The organism is Pelomonas sp. Root1237, from assembly GCF_001425055.1.
Lineage (GTDB): Bacteria > Pseudomonadota > Gammaproteobacteria > Burkholderiales > Burkholderiaceae_C > Pelomonas.
The window spans coordinates 567,122-579,990 of sequence record NZ_LMDK01000001.1 but is presented as its reverse complement, the minus strand read 5'-3'; the positions used below and the strand labels follow the sequence as shown (position 1 = coordinate 579,990).

Sequence of the window (12,869 nt, the reverse complement as noted above, 5' to 3'; positions counted from 1 at the left end):
CTGCCAGTATCTGAACCAAGCGGGGCTTGAAACACCAGGCCTCACCCGCAGCTGAAGCCCTGAGGAGAACTCCATGCACATGCTTTACAACTCCGACAGCTTCATCGTCGTCCAGTTCGACGTCCCACACGCCGAGCTCCAGGCGGTGGAGGCCGGCCCGCAGCTGAACCGAGGCGGTTTTGAGATCGTCGACAAGTTCGCCCGCAAGGAAATCTTCATCGAAGGCGCCCTGGCCGAATCCTTCCAGCAAGGCGTGCAGGCCCTCATCGACGATGGCGAGCCTTCCGAGGACGAACTGGACGCCTTCATCGAGCGCTATGCCGTGATGGGCCAGCAACCGGTCGTGATGCACTGAACGTTTAGGGGGCCGATCTGACGTTGCTCTGCCGCCAAGCCTGATACAAGATGGGTCCGCGCCGCCGCTGCAGGCTGCGCAAGGAGCCCATCGAATGGTGAAGCGAGTCGCCGCTGAGACAGCCGCCCGGGCATCTGCCCGCTTGCTGCCCTCGCCCGGCCTGGACAGCGCTCCGGTGCTGGACCGCATGTGCTCGCAGTTCGTGCTGACGCTGACCGTCAGGCACGCCGGCCGCTTCAACCTGCGGCGCGACTTCAACGGCCTGCTGTCCTTCACGGGCCGCCATCTCGTCTGGCCCACGCGTGTGCTGCAAAGGCTGCGCGGCTATCTGGGCCAGCGCTGCGCCGGCAACGAGTTGTGGCGCGGCCACGATGCGCTGAGTGACGAAGCCTTCCTCGACCGCTTCGGCCAATGGAGCGGCCCCTTCTCGGAAGCCACACTGTTCTTCTACCTAGACGAATACGTCAAGGATGCGCCCAAGGACATGATGGCCCTGCTGGCCACCACCTGCGAGTACCTGGACCGCCAGCTCAAGCGCGAGTCGACGCTGGTCGAGAAGAACATCGCTGCGCTGGGCACGCTGCTGCAGCTCAACCCCGCCGAGCGGGCCATCCTGCTGTACGGCACCCTCGCCCGCTACCAGCGTGAGCTGCGCGGGGCGCTGGTCGAGTTCAAGGTCAACACCGCGCAGGAAGCCTTCGCGGCAATCGCCGCCGTTGCCGGCGTGGACGAACGCGAGGTCGCCGAGGCGCTGCGCGCCGGTTCACGCCTCGAGCGCATCGGCATGGTCGAGAACCTGATCTCCGAGCACAACATCACCGACCTGGCCGACCTGATGAAAGTCAGCGACCAGCTGCCGCCGGTGCTGATGCGCGAATACCAGGGCCCGCATGACCTGATGGCCGTCTTCACGCGGCCCGCCACGCTGAGCACGCTGGGCGCCAGCGATTTCCAGTTCGTCAGCGACGACCTGGGCTTGCTGCAAGGCCTGTTGTGCCAGGCCGTCACCACGCACGCGACCGGCGTCAACGTGCTGCTGTACGGCCCGCCGGGCACGGGCAAGACGGAGCTGGCCAAGGTGGCTGCCGCAGCTGCGGGGCTGGATCTGTACGAGGTCGAGTATGCCGACCGCGATGGCAACTCACTGTCGGGCCGCGACCGCTACCGTTCGCTGCAGATCAGCCAGGTCTTCCTGAAGGCCAGCGCCAATGTGGCCCTGCTGTTCGATGAGGTCGAGGACGTCTTCCCGCCGCTGTCCAGCGACACAGCCTCGCTGCTGAACCGGCTGGACGCCAGCGGCGAAGGCGGGGTCGGCAACTCGGTCAGCGGCAAGGCCTGGGTCAACCAGATCCTGGAAACCAACCCGGTGCCGGTCATCTGGGTCACCAACCGCATCGAGCAGATCGACCCGGCCTTCCGGCGCCGCTTCCAGTACCACCTGGAGCTGAAGTCGCCGCCGCCCGGCGCCCGCAAGGGGCTGGTGGCCAAGGCGCTGGGTGAGGTGCCCGTCAGCGAAGGCTTCATCGCCAAGCTGGCGGAACGCCCGGGCCTGACGCCCGCGCAGATCCGCACAGCCGTACGCTTCGCCCAGCTGGCCGGCTCGGCCGACGACGCCGAGAAACTGATCGAGCGCCAGCTGCTCAACGCCGACAAGGCCCTGGGCCGCGACGACGGCAGCAGCATGGCCCGGCCCTGCGTCACCAGCTACGCACTGGATCTGCTGAACTGCGAAAGCCGCTTCGAGATCCCGCGCATCGTCGAGGCATTGCGCCGCAAGGGCGCGGGTCAACTCTGCTTCTACGGGCCACCCGGCAGCGGCAAGACCGCCCTGGCCGAGCACATCGCCCAGGCCCTGGGCCGGCCGCTCATGGTCAGGCGCGCCAGCGACATCGCCAGCAAATTCGTCGGCGAGACCGAGCAGAACATGGCGCGCATGTTCGAAACGGCCCAGACCGAAGGCGCCGTGCTGCTGCTGGATGAAGCCGACAGCTTTTTGCGCAGCCGCAAGCACGCCGAGCGCAACTACGAGGTGTCGGAGGTCAACGAGATGCTGGCCGGCATGGAGCGCTTCAGCGGCCTTTTCATCTGCACGACCAATCTGTTTGACGACCTCGACGAGGCTGCGCTGAGGCGCTTTGCTTTCAAGATCCGCTTCAAGGCGCTCAAGCCCGAGCAGCGCGTGGCGATGTTCGAACGCGAGGCGGGTGCGGTGCCAACCGATGAGCAGCGCTCACGGCTGGTCGCGATGGACTGCCTGACGCATGGCGACTTTGCTGCTGTGCGCAATCAGGTCGAGATCCTCGGCGAGGCCTTCACGCCGGATGAGTTTTTGGCTCAGCTGGAGGCGGAGCATCGGGCGAAGCCGGAAGTCCGCGAACGCAGAGGCATCGGGTTCAGAGCGGCTTGAAGTAGTAGGTCGTCGAGCAGAACCGCCCTTCCGGCATCAATGCGTAGTTCGGAATGTCGCCCGCTCGCTGCCAACCCGTTCTCTCATAGACCCGCGAAGCATCGCTGCCGGTGACGGTGTCCAGCACCAGCGTCGTCTTGCCCAACTCACGAGCCTTTACCTCCAGCGCCCGCAGCAGGTGTTCGGCCACACCCTGCCGGCGCGCGCTGCGATGAACCAACATCTTGGACACGTCGGCCCTGTGCGGCTGGTTGTCGGGCATGTCGACGACGAGAGACAGCGTGCCGCACACCCGCCCGGCGTCATCCAGCGCCACGAACAGGTGCCGCTTGCCGTCAGCCACCTGCCCTGCCACGCCTTGCCAGAACACCCGAGCACGTTCGGTCGACAGGTCGGCCATGAAGCCCACTGAGGCGCCACCCGCCACGCAGTCGAGCAGCACAACGGCCAGTTCGTCCATGCGCGCCTCGGCCTGCGCCGCATCCAGTTCTTTGATCGTGACGGCCATGTCTAGTTCCTTGCCAAAACACACCGCCGCCGCGTTGCCTGCGTAGCGGCCGAAGTTGTCGATGCGCCGGTAGCCATGCCGCTCGTAGAACGACACGGCGCGGGTGTTCACGGCGCGTGTTTCCAGCCACAGGGCGCGGTAGCCCAAGTGCCTCGCAGATGACTCCAAATGAGTCAGCAACGCCGCGCCGACACCGTGCGAGCCGGGGCGGGCGTACATGCGCTTGAGTTCCGCCACACCATCTTGCAGCGGTCGCAGGGCGCCACAACCCAGCGCCGCGCCGGCCTCGTCCTGTGCGATGACGAAACGGCTGCGCGGCCCGCGCACGTCGTCGGCCGCGAAACCGCTGCGCCCGCTGTCGCCGGTGATCGCCTGCAGTGCAGCGGACAACTCGTCCAGCAGCAAGCGCGCGTCAGTGTGGTCCGGAGCGACAGTGACGAGGTTCAGCGCCATGACTTGGCCCCGCTCAAGGCCACGAGGTAACGCGCCGGCTTGGTTCCAGGATTGTGGAAACGGATGGGCGCATCCAGCCGCATCGCCAGGCAGTCGCCCGGGTTCAGCTGCCACTGCTCGCTGCCGTGGCCGATCTCCATGGCGCCATCGATCATCCAGACGAGCTGGTGGATGTCGGCATCACGCTCCGAGGTTTCGAAGGAGACGCGCTGGCCGGCCGGGAAGATGACGTCCACCAGTTGCAGTGGCGACACGCCGGCGGGCGACACGTTGCGGCGGCGGTAACCCGAGGCCGGGTCGTCCCAGACGGGTTGCTCGGCTACACGCGCCAGCGGCGAGGGTGTGGTCGGTGCCGGACCAGCCTCGAACATCGACGCGACGCTGACGCCGAGCGCCGACGAAAGCTTGTCGAGCACCACGGCCGTCGGGCTGCTCTGACCGCGCTCGATCAGCGAGATGTTGGAGCGGCTGACGCCGCTCTTGTTGGCCAGTGCGTCGAGCGACAGGCCGGCGGCCGAGCGCAGTTCGTGCAGGCGGCGGCCGATGCGTTGCGTGATATCCATTCATCCAGTTTACTGGAATTTGTTTTCCATCAAAATGGAATTGCGCGTTCGACGGCGCGGCGCCAGGCAGGGTCAGGCCAGCGCCGGCCCAGGCGCCAGGCGGCGTGGGTGAGCTTGATGACATGGGCATCGTCCTGTTCGCAGGCCGCCGCGATCAGCGCCGGCCAGGGGCGGCTGGGTGGGCGGTCGAGCATCAGCGCCGGCTCGGCGCCGCTGGCCAGCAGGCCGGCAGCAGCGGCGACGCTGAAGCCCCGCGCCAGCTGGGGCGCCGGCCACCAGGGCTCCAGCACCACCATCGCGTGGCTGGCCGTCAGCAGATGCAGCACGGTGAAGTTGCCGGTCGCCGCATAGGTGCGGGCCGCCAGCAGCGCCAGGTCGCGCAGTGCGTCCGGCCCATGGCGCAGCCGCCCGGCGACTGCGGCGAAATCCGGCGATTCGCCCCAGGCCTGCATGCGGCCGTGGATCAGCGCACCTGCCGGGTAGGCCGGACGCGACAGCTTGCTCAGCGCCGGCAGCCAATCGGCCAGTTCCAGCGGCGGGCCGTCTGCCGTGGTCGGCAGCGGCAGGAAGTGGGCCGCCCAGTGCGCAAGGCCAGCGGCCAGCTCGCCCTCGTGGCCGGCCAGCACCGCATGGCCGGTGCGGATCAGGCCATGGAAGGCGATGGCACCGACACCAGGCAGCAGCAGGGACAGAGCCTTGCGCAACGTGCCGGCCGCACCGATCTCCGCAATGCGCGCCGCGAAGTGAGCATGCCAGGCGGTCTCGCTGTCGGGTCGGCCCAGGTCGCGCTCGACCGTGACGCTGCCCGGGCGAGCGGCGACGCGTGGTTCGAGGTGGACTTCGTAGCTTTCGGTCCAGGCCTGCAGCCGCGCCGCCGAGGCGCCCAACTCCAGCAAGGCCTGCTGGGCCATGGGCAGGTGGTTGCTCAGTCGGCCCCGGTAGGTGGGCGCCAGCGCCGCACCGGCGTCGAGCAGATGGTGCAACTGGGCCAGCGTGGCGGGCGCGGGCAAGGCGGTCTTGGTCAGCATGGCGGCTCTTGGCTGTGGGAACATGGCGCCATGCTCGAAGTTCAAGTGGACTTGAAGTCAAGCGCCATGGAGTCCGCCGCACCGCTGACCATCGGCCAGTTGGCCAAGCGTGCCGGCGTGGCGGCCAGCGCGCTGCGCTTCTACGAGGCCGAGGGCCTGATCGCCGGCGGCCGCAGCGCCGGCGGGCACCGCCAATACCCCCGCCACGTGCTGCGGCGGGTGGCCTTCATTCGTGCGGCCCAGGTGGTGGGGCTGACGCTGCCGCAGATCAAGGCCGCCCTGGCCACCCTGCCTCAGGGCCGCACCCCCACCAAGGCGGATTGGACGCGGCTGTCGGCCGGCTGGGCGCCGTTGCTGGACGAACGCATCGCGGCCCTGCAGCAGCTGCGTGAGCGGCTGACGGGCTGTATTGGCTGTGGCTGCCTGTCCCTAAAAGCCTGCGCGCTGTACAACCCCCAGGACGTCAAGCGCAGCGAGGGTGCCGGGGCGAGGCTTCTGCGCATCGAAACCGCGACTTGACCCCTTGGCGACGGCGGGTGAGCACTTCCCGGCGAAAATACCCGGGTTAACCCGCCAAACCGTCCGCCAAACCGTCCGCCAAACCGTCCGCCAAACCGTCCGCCAAAACGACTGCCATGAGTGCCTTCCACGAAGAGACCGTCCTGACCGTCCACCACTGGACCGACCGCCTGTTCAGCTTCACGACGACGCGCGACCAGGCCCTGCGTTTTTCCAATGGCCACTTCACGATGATCGGCCTGAAGACCGAGACGGGCAAACCGCTGCTGCGCGCCTACAGCATCGTCAGCGCCAACTATGAAGAGCAGCTGGAGTTTCTCAGCATCAAGGTGCCGGACGGCCCGCTGACCTCCAAACTGCAGCACATCAAACCAGGCGACAAGATCATCGTCGGCCGCAAGCCCACGGGCACGCTGCTGATCGACTACCTGCTGCCGGGCAAGAACCTCTACCTGCTGGGCAGCGGCACCGGCCTGGCGCCCTTCATCAGCGTCGCGCGTGACCCCGAGACCTACGAGCGCTTCGAAAAGGTCATCGTCGTGCACGGCGTGCGCCACGTGAACGAGCTGGCCTATCACGACCACCTCACGGTCGAACTGCACCAGCACGAATTCCTCGGCGAATTCGCTGCCGAGCAGCTGCTGTACTACCCGACGGTCACGCGCGAACCCTTCAAGAACATGGGCCGCATCACCGACCTGATCCAGACCGGCAAGCTGCAGGAAGACCTGGGCCTGCCGGCGCTGGACCCCGAGACCGACCGCATCATGCTGTGCGGCAGCCCCGCGCTGCTGAAGGACATGCAGGAGATGCTGGAGATCCGCGGCTTCAAGGAAGGCAGCACGACGACGCCCGGCGACTACGTCATCGAGCGCGCGTTTGTAGAAAAGTAACCCACTTTCAGCCAGTGCCGCCGCGCGTGCGGCGCGCCCTGGTTTGGGATGAGCTGCAAGGCGCAAAGCGGAGCCGGGCTCGCGCCCGGCGAGCATTTGCAACGCCGCAGATCGCCCAAAGCAGGGATGCGCCGCTCGCGCGAGCCTACATGCCCTTGAACAGGTGCGTGTAGCTGCGGCTGACTTCGAGCTTCTCGGTCAGACCGCGCACCCCCACCAGCTGGCGGCCGCGGAAGTCGCGGGTGATGCCGTCGATGGCGCGCGCATTCACAAGCGTGGAGCGGTGGATCTGCCAGAAGACCTGCGGGTCCAGCTCGTCCACCAGCTCCTTGATGGGCTTGCGGATCAGGGCCTCGACCTTGGCTGTCTGCACCCGGGTGTACTTCTCGTCGCTGATGAAGAACAGCACGTCCTCGACCGGGATCATCTGGATGGCCTGGCCGACCGTGGCCTGGATCCACTGCAGATATTGCGGCTTGCCAGCCGGGTTCATCTGCCCCGACAGCTTGTGCAGTAGCTGCTGCAGCGGCACCGGCGCGCTGTCGCTGAAGTCGTTGGAGGGCGCCTCGCGCTGGGCCAGGCGCTTCTTGATGCGAGCCACCGTCAGCTGCAGGCGCTCGCGCTCGGCGGGCTTGAGCACGTAGTCGGCCACACCCTGCTCGAAGGCTTCGACGGCGTACTGGTCGTAGGCCGTGATGAAGACGATCTCGGGCACCAGCCAGTCGTCGTTCCCCGAGCCCTCCCCCTCATCTCCCATTTGGGCGATCTGGCGGGCGGCCTCGACGCCCGTCAGGCCCGGCATGCGGATATCGAGGAAGACGATATCGGGCTTGTGCTCCTTGGTCAGCTCGACCGCCTCGAGGCCGTTCTTGGCCTCGGCGACGATGTCCAGCTCGGGCCAGACCTCGGCCAATCGGGCGCGCAATTGCTCGCGCATCAGTCTTTCGTCGTCGGCCAGAACGGCGCGGATGGGTGCTGCAGTGTTCATGCCGACGATGCTACTAGCTCAGGCCGGCGTCGACCTGCTCGCGTTCGCGCGGCGGCGGTTGCGCATGACGACGAAGAGCAGCAGGCCGAGCAGGATCAGCGGCGAGCCGAGCACGGCGCCGACGCCCAGCAGGCTGGCCACGACCAGGGCCAGCACGCCGCCGACGATGAGCAGCGGCAGGGCCACACCCAGCAGCAGCACCAGTGGCACGACGATGACGCAGATGATGCCGGCGACGAACAGGCCGATGGTCGCGCCCAGCCAGTCGCCGACATCGCTGCCGCCGAGGAAGAACTCGCCGTCGTCCAGCACGATGTGCATGTCGGGGCCGCCATGATGGAGCAGCGCAAAGCCGCCGAACATCGCCATCAGGACCATCAGCGCGGTGCCGATGAACAGAATCTTGAACAGGGTTTTCATGCCGTGGCTCCTTCGTCGTTGCGGCTGCGATAGGGCACGGTGATCGTGACGACCGTGCCACTGGGTTGGTTCTCGGTGACGGTGACGCTGGCGCGGTTGCCGTGCAGCAGTTGCAGGCGTTCGCGGATATTGGCCAGGCCCACGCCGGTGCCCGAGGTGGCGGCCCGGCCAAACCCCAGGCCCGTGTCGGCGACCGTGACGGCCAGCTTGCCGTGCACGATCTCGGCCTTGACCTTCAGCGTGCCGCCCTCGGCCTTGGGCTCCAGGCCATGCTTGATGGCGTTCTCGACCAGGCCCTGAATCATCATGGGCGGGAATTCGGCCGACAGCAGGCCCTCGGGCACATCGATCTCGGTCTGCAGGCGCTCTTCCATGCGCACCTTCAGGATCTCGAGGTAGGGCTTGATGACGGCCAACTCGCGGCCCAGGTCGCGGGTGGCGGTGGCGTTGGCCTCACGCATGGTGGGCATGGAGGCCCGCAACAGCGCGATGAGGTTCTTCTGCATCTGGCTGGCACGCGGCGGGTCGGTCTCGATCAGGTGGTCGATGGAGGCCAGCGTGTTGAACAGGAAGTGCGGCTCCACCTGGGCCTGCATGGCGGCCATGCGGGCCTCGATGACCTGGCGCTTCAGGGCCTCGCTCTCGGCGTTCTCGGCCGCCTGGGCAGCCTTGACCTCGGCCTGAATGCGGCCCTTGTACATGGCCTTGATGACGGCGGAGGCCAGGATCCACAGGATGGCCAGGTCGACCAGGGAGTCGCCGGCATGCACGATGGTGACGCGCTTGCGGCTCTGCGCGTCCTTGGCTTCCTCGGCGGCCTGCTGCAGGGCGGCCTGGGCGTCGGCGGCGGCTTCCTGGGCTTCCTTGACCTCCTCGGCCTCCTGCTTGAGCTGGCTGAGCTGCTCCTTGGCCTGGTCGATGGCGGCGCGGATGTCCTCGGGACGGGCGCTCTTGGGGAAGTCGATGGAAATGGCCGGTGCCTCGTTGGCCTTGGGCTCGCCGTCGTCGCCGTCGGCGGCGCTGGCTGCCGAGGCTGCGGAGCGCACGGGCTGGATGCGCACACCACGCTCGTCGATCTTGACCTCGTAGTGAACGCCCTTGTCGGCCACCTTCTTGCCGCCCTTTTCGGCCCTGTCGACCGCCTTGCGGGCCTGGTCGGCAGCCTTTTTGGCCTCGGCCTCGAGCTTGGCCTGGCGGCGCACGGCGCCGTGGTCATGCTCCTCGACCTGCTCGCTGATGCGCCAGGTGAAGGGAGGCAGGTTCTTCAGCACGTTGACGCCGATCAGCAGCGCCAGCGACAGCAGCACGAAGCGCTTCCAGCTGATGCCGACCAGCCAGCCGGCGTAGATGTGGAAATACCGCACCACGGTGGCGGAAAAACGCTGCCAACGCTCGATCCAGAGCTTTTGCTGGGGGCTGGGGGAGAAGGAGGGAGTCATGGCCGGGGTCTGTCGTTGGGAGTCACTGTACGCAGGGGCTTTGGGCGGCGCGGGCCCGGCGCGACACTCCGGCCGGGACGCATGACGAACTGCATGGGGCTGCGACAGGCCGTGCCGGTCGGCGTGACACCGCCGTGAAGGGCTCGGGAATAGTTCACGGACCACACAGCAAAAAGCCCGCCAGAGGCGGGCTTGCAGAGGGCGTCGGCAGGCAGATTACTGCTTGATGGCCTCGACCTGGACCAGCAGGCGGATGGCGTCGGGCGTGACGGCCGGCATCGCATAGACGATGCCCCATTGGCTGCGCTGGATGGTGGTCTCGAAGTCGCCGCCGCAGACCTCGCGCTTCAGGCGCGGGTTCTCGTAGCAGTTGAAGTTGGTGGCCGTCAGCGTGACCGGGTTGGTCTTGCCGCGCAGCGTCAGCTCGCCGGAGACGCTGGCCACCTTGTCGCCGTTGAAGCTGAACTTGTCGCCGACGAACTTGGCCGTCGGGAACTCCTCGACGGCGAAGAAGTCCTTGCTCTTCAGGTGGCCGTCGAACGGGGCCGTGCCGGTCGTGAGGGAGGCCATGTCGATGGTGAACTCGACCTTGCCGGTCTTGGCGGCCTTGTCCAGCGTGACCGTGCCTTCCTTCTTGTCCCAGCGGCCGCGCAGCGTGCTGGTGCCGAAATGCTTGGCTTCGAAGGTGACCGCGGTGTGGCTGGGATCAATGGCGTAGGTGGCGCTTTGGGCTTGAGCGGCGCCAGCGGCGGCGATCAGGGTGGCAAGCAACAGGGCATTCTTCATCGTGAAGGTCTCCGGGGGGTGGGAAGAGAGGGGTGGGAGGTTACAGGCCGACTAGATGCCGGAAAAGGACAGTTTGAACTTCACGGTCACGTCGTTGGCGACCATCGACGTGTCGGCCCATTCGCCGTCACCGATCTTGAAATCCAGGCGCTTGATGGCCACGCTGCCGCTGGCCACGCCAGAGGCCAGCGTGAGGGGCACGACGACATCGCGGCTGGCGCCCTTGATGCTCAGCTTGCCGGCCACGTCGTACTTGCCGGGGCCGGTGGCCTTGATGCCGCTGGACACAAATGTGGCCTTGCCGTTGCGCTTGGTGTCGAACCAGGGCGTCTTGGCGAGCTCGGCGTCGAAGCTGGCGTCGCCCAGGGACACGCTACCCAGGTCCACCGTGAAGGCGATCTTGCCGGCCTCGGGCTTCTTGGTGTCGAAATCGAGCTGGGCTTCGAACTTCTTGAACTTGCCGTCCACCGGCACGCCCATCTGCTTGAAAGTGAAGCTGAGGTCGCTCTTCTCGGGCTGCAGCGTGGCGGCCTGGGCGGCCAGGGCGCTGGTGGCGATCAGCAGGGCGGAGATCAGGCGTTTCATGAAGTCCTTTCAGGTGCGGTTCAGTTGCGACCCAGGCCCATGCGGGCAAGCAGGCCATCACGGTCGATGAAGTGATGTTTGAGGGCGGCGCCGACATGGCCGGCGACGAGCAGGCCCAGGCCGTAGGCGGCGAAGTGGTGCACCAGCTTCAGCGTCTCGGCGAGTTCCTTGTCCTTGCCCACGAAGTCCGGCAGCGGCAGCACGCCGAACCAGACGATGGGAAAGCCCGCCGCCGAGCTGTAGGCCCAGCCGGACAGCGGCACGGCAAAGAACAGCACATAGAGCAGGTTGTGCGTCACATGGGCGGCGCGCAGCTGCCAGGCCGGCATGGGGATGTCGGCTGGCGGGCGATGGGTGAGGCGCCACAGCAGGCGCAAGGCGGACAGCGTCAGGATGGTGACGCCGGCCCATTTGTGCCAGTTGTAGAGCTTGAGCCGTGTCGGCGAGAACGGCAGGCTGGTCATGTACAGGCCCACGCTGAAGGCGCCGACGATGGCCAGCGCCAGCAGCCAGTGCAGCGCGATGGCGATGGGGGTGTAGCGGTTGGCAGGGCTCATATGGGTTTGCAGTGTGTTCCCGGCAGAGGGGGGAGCGGTTCATTGGCGTTGTCGCCAATGTTCAGCGATTTTGAACGGCTCGGGGGTGGTGCGTGCAATCCGTGGGTTTGACCCAGTTGCGCACCGACAGCTCCCAGCCAGACTCGGTCTCAGCGGCGCGCGCCCGGCCGCAGGTTCTGTTGAAGGCGCATTCAAAACATCCATTGGAGACAGCCCATGACCCAGAAACCCAGCGCTCGCCGTCGCTTCATCAAGACGGCCGCGGCCACGACGGCCGGGGGTGCCGCCCTGGCAGCCCCCATGATCTCGAAAGCGGAGACCGTCAGCCTGCGCTTCCAGTCGACCTGGCCTGCCAAGGACATCTTCCACGAGTACGCCCAGGACTTCGCCAAGAAGGTCAACGACATGGCCGGCGGCCGCCTGAAGATCGAGGTGCTGCCGTCCAACGCAGTGGTACCGGCCTTCCAGCTGCTCGAGGCCGTCAACAAGGGCACGCTGGACGGCGGCCATGGCGTGGTGGCCTACCACTACGGCAAGAACTCGGCGCTGGCGCTGTGGGGCTCCGGCCCGGGCTTCGGCATGGACCCGAACATGCTGCTGGCCTGGCACAACTACGGCGGTGGCGAGGCCCTGCTGGAGGAGATCTACAAGTCCATCAGCATGGAAGTGGTGTCTTTCCTGTACGGCCCGATGCCGACCCAGCCCTATGGCTGGTTCAAGAAGCCGGTGGCCAACCTGGACCAGATGAAGGGCGTCAAGTTCCGCACCGTGGGCCTGGCGGTGGACCTCTACACCGAGCAGGGTGCGGCCGTGAACCCGCTGCCGGGCGGCGAGATCGTCGCGGCGCTGGACCGCGGCCTCATCGATGCGGCCGAGTTCAACAACGCCACCAGCGACCGCATCCTCGGCTTCCCCGACGTGGCCAAAAACTGCATGCTGCAGAGCTTCCACCAAAGCACCGAGCAGTTCGAGATCCTGTTCAACAAGGGCAAGTACAACGCGCTGCCGGCCGAACTGAAGAAGATCATCGACTACGCGGTGCAGGCTTCCAGCGCCGACATGAGCTGGAAGGCCATCGACCGCAACTCCAAGGACTACGCCGAGATGAAGAAGGGCGGCGTGGCCTTCTACAAGACGCCGGACGCCATCCTGCGCAACCAGCTCGAATCCTGGGACAAGGTGATCGCCAAGAAGTCGGCCGAGAACCCGCACTTCAAGAAGGTGCTGGACAGCCAGCGTGCCTTCGCCCTGCGTGCCGGCCAATGGCAGAACGACTACCTGGTCGACTTCAAGATGGCCTGGAACCACTACTTCGCCAAGAAGGGCTGAAGGCGCGCCGAGCACGTGAATCGACGGGCCCTTCGGGGC

At 66.7% G+C, this 12,869-nt stretch carries 14 protein-coding genes and 1 pseudogene; 5 read left to right on the top strand and 10 right to left on the bottom strand.

The window, feature by feature from the left end; translation table 11 throughout:
• Positions 1-73 precede the first annotated feature (73 nt).
• Positions 74-355 (top strand): DUF3567 domain-containing protein, encoded by a 282-nt coding sequence (locus ASC91_RS02665; RefSeq protein ID WP_056191800.1) that lies wholly within the window; start codon positions 74-76, stop codon positions 353-355.
• Positions 356-449: 94 nt separating this feature from the next.
• Positions 450-2,762 carry an ATP-binding protein gene (locus ASC91_RS02660; protein WP_056191798.1) on the top strand — a complete coding sequence of 771 codons (2,313 nt, stop codon included), beginning with the start codon at positions 450-452 and terminating at the stop codon, positions 2,760-2,762.
• Here the strand turns inward: ASC91_RS02660 and ASC91_RS29935 are convergent.
• The 4 genes and pseudogenes from ASC91_RS29935 to ASC91_RS02645 form a co-directional block, all read right to left on the bottom strand.
• Entirely contained in the window at positions 2,749-3,270 is a 522-nt protein-coding gene (locus tag ASC91_RS29935) for a GNAT family N-acetyltransferase (RefSeq protein ID WP_056192612.1), read from the bottom strand. The two genes, ASC91_RS02660 and ASC91_RS29935, sit on opposite strands and share 14 nt — an antisense overlap.
• 78 nt (positions 3,271-3,348) lie before the next feature.
• Positions 3,349-3,723: pseudogene (locus ASC91_RS29930) on the bottom strand (GNAT family N-acetyltransferase); the annotation flags it as partial.
• Positions 3,714-4,286 carry a helix-turn-helix domain-containing protein gene (locus tag ASC91_RS02650; RefSeq protein ID WP_056191796.1) on the bottom strand — a complete coding sequence of 191 codons (573 nt, stop codon included), beginning with the start codon at positions 4,284-4,286 and terminating at the stop codon, positions 3,714-3,716. The pseudogene ASC91_RS29930 and the gene ASC91_RS02650, both read right to left, overlap by 10 nt.
• Before the next feature lie 29 nt (positions 4,287-4,315).
• Entirely contained in the window at positions 4,316-5,314 is a 999-nt protein-coding gene (locus ASC91_RS02645) for a questin oxidase family protein (protein WP_162247728.1), read from the bottom strand.
• Positions 5,315-5,344: 30 nt separating this feature from the next.
• Between ASC91_RS02645 and soxR the strand changes: the two genes are divergently transcribed.
• Together soxR and ASC91_RS02635 are read left to right on the top strand one after the other, a co-directional pair.
• A complete protein-coding gene (gene soxR, locus ASC91_RS02640; protein ID WP_235531787.1) occupies positions 5,345-5,833 on the top strand; it encodes a redox-sensitive transcriptional activator SoxR in 489 nt (162 codons plus the stop codon).
• Between the two features lie 116 nt (positions 5,834-5,949).
• The gene (locus ASC91_RS02635) at positions 5,950-6,726 is read left to right on the top strand and encodes a ferredoxin--NADP reductase (RefSeq protein ID WP_056191791.1); all 777 of its coding nucleotides are present in this window, start codon (positions 5,950-5,952) and stop codon (positions 6,724-6,726) included.
• A 145-nt stretch (positions 6,727-6,871) separates the two neighbouring features.
• Here ASC91_RS02635 and ASC91_RS02630 read toward each other — a convergent pair whose 3' ends face one another.
• The 6 genes from ASC91_RS02630 to ASC91_RS02605 form a co-directional block, all read right to left on the bottom strand.
• A complete protein-coding gene (locus ASC91_RS02630; RefSeq protein ID WP_056191789.1) occupies positions 6,872-7,714 on the bottom strand; it encodes a LytTR family DNA-binding domain-containing protein in 843 nt (280 codons plus the stop codon).
• Between the two features lie 18 nt (positions 7,715-7,732).
• Positions 7,733-8,134 (bottom strand): hypothetical protein, encoded by a 402-nt coding sequence (locus tag ASC91_RS02625; protein WP_056191787.1) that lies wholly within the window; start codon positions 8,132-8,134, stop codon positions 7,733-7,735.
• Positions 8,131-9,573: a sensor histidine kinase gene (locus ASC91_RS02620; RefSeq protein ID WP_056191786.1), complete on the bottom strand. Its 1,443-nt coding sequence runs from the start codon at positions 9,571-9,573 to the stop codon at positions 8,131-8,133. The genes ASC91_RS02625 and ASC91_RS02620 overlap by 4 nt, the downstream gene beginning before the upstream one ends.
• A 216-nt stretch (positions 9,574-9,789) precedes the next feature.
• Positions 9,790-10,359, bottom strand: coding sequence for a YceI family protein (locus tag ASC91_RS02615; protein WP_056191784.1), 570 nt, complete (start codon positions 10,357-10,359; stop codon positions 9,790-9,792).
• A gap of 51 nt (positions 10,360-10,410) precedes the next feature.
• A complete protein-coding gene (locus ASC91_RS02610) occupies positions 10,411-10,944 on the bottom strand; it encodes a YceI family protein (RefSeq protein WP_056191782.1) in 534 nt (177 codons plus the stop codon).
• 20 nt (positions 10,945-10,964) lie between these two features.
• Positions 10,965-11,501, bottom strand: a complete 537-nt coding sequence (locus ASC91_RS02605) for a cytochrome b (protein ID WP_056191780.1) — start codon at positions 11,499-11,501, stop codon at positions 10,965-10,967.
• 216 nt (positions 11,502-11,717) lie between these two features.
• Here ASC91_RS02605 and ASC91_RS02600 point away from each other — a divergent pair, with 216 nt between their 5' ends.
• Positions 11,718-12,830: a TRAP transporter substrate-binding protein gene (locus ASC91_RS02600; protein WP_056191778.1), complete on the top strand. Its 1,113-nt coding sequence runs from the start codon at positions 11,718-11,720 to the stop codon at positions 12,828-12,830.
• Positions 12,831-12,869: the final 39 nt, after the last annotated feature.

Bases quoted from the DNA above. Each gene is read 5' to 3' on its own strand.
- ASC91_RS02610 (WP_056191782.1), bottom strand. From the start codon at position 10,944: ATGAAACGCCTGATCTCCGCCCTGCTGATCGCCACCAGCGCCCTGGCC.
- ASC91_RS02665 (WP_056191800.1), top strand. From the start codon at position 74: ATGCACATGCTTTACAACTCCGACAGCTTCATCGTCGTCCAGTTCGAC.
- ASC91_RS02645 (WP_162247728.1), bottom strand. From the start codon at position 5,314: ATGCTGACCAAGACCGCCTTGCCCGCGCCCGCCACGCTGGCCCAGTTG.
- ASC91_RS02625 (WP_056191787.1), bottom strand. From the start codon at position 8,134: ATGAAAACCCTGTTCAAGATTCTGTTCATCGGCACCGCGCTGATGGTC.
- ASC91_RS29935 (WP_056192612.1), bottom strand. From the start codon at position 3,270: ATGGCCGTCACGATCAAAGAACTGGATGCGGCGCAGGCCGAGGCGCGC.
- ASC91_RS02620 (WP_056191786.1), bottom strand. From the start codon at position 9,573: ATGACTCCCTCCTTCTCCCCCAGCCCCCAGCAAAAGCTCTGGATCGAG.
- ASC91_RS02630 (WP_056191789.1), bottom strand. From the start codon at position 7,714: ATGAACACTGCAGCACCCATCCGCGCCGTTCTGGCCGACGACGAAAGA.
- ASC91_RS02600 (WP_056191778.1), top strand. From the start codon at position 11,718: ATGACCCAGAAACCCAGCGCTCGCCGTCGCTTCATCAAGACGGCCGCG.
- soxR (WP_235531787.1), top strand. From the start codon at position 5,345: ATGCTCGAAGTTCAAGTGGACTTGAAGTCAAGCGCCATGGAGTCCGCC.
- ASC91_RS02615 (WP_056191784.1), bottom strand. From the start codon at position 10,359: ATGAAGAATGCCCTGTTGCTTGCCACCCTGATCGCCGCCGCTGGCGCC.
- ASC91_RS02650 (WP_056191796.1), bottom strand. From the start codon at position 4,286: ATGGATATCACGCAACGCATCGGCCGCCGCCTGCACGAACTGCGCTCG.
- ASC91_RS02605 (WP_056191780.1), bottom strand. From the start codon at position 11,501: ATGAGCCCTGCCAACCGCTACACCCCCATCGCCATCGCGCTGCACTGG.
- ASC91_RS02635 (WP_056191791.1), top strand. From the start codon at position 5,950: ATGAGTGCCTTCCACGAAGAGACCGTCCTGACCGTCCACCACTGGACC.
- ASC91_RS02660 (WP_056191798.1), top strand. From the start codon at position 450: ATGGTGAAGCGAGTCGCCGCTGAGACAGCCGCCCGGGCATCTGCCCGC.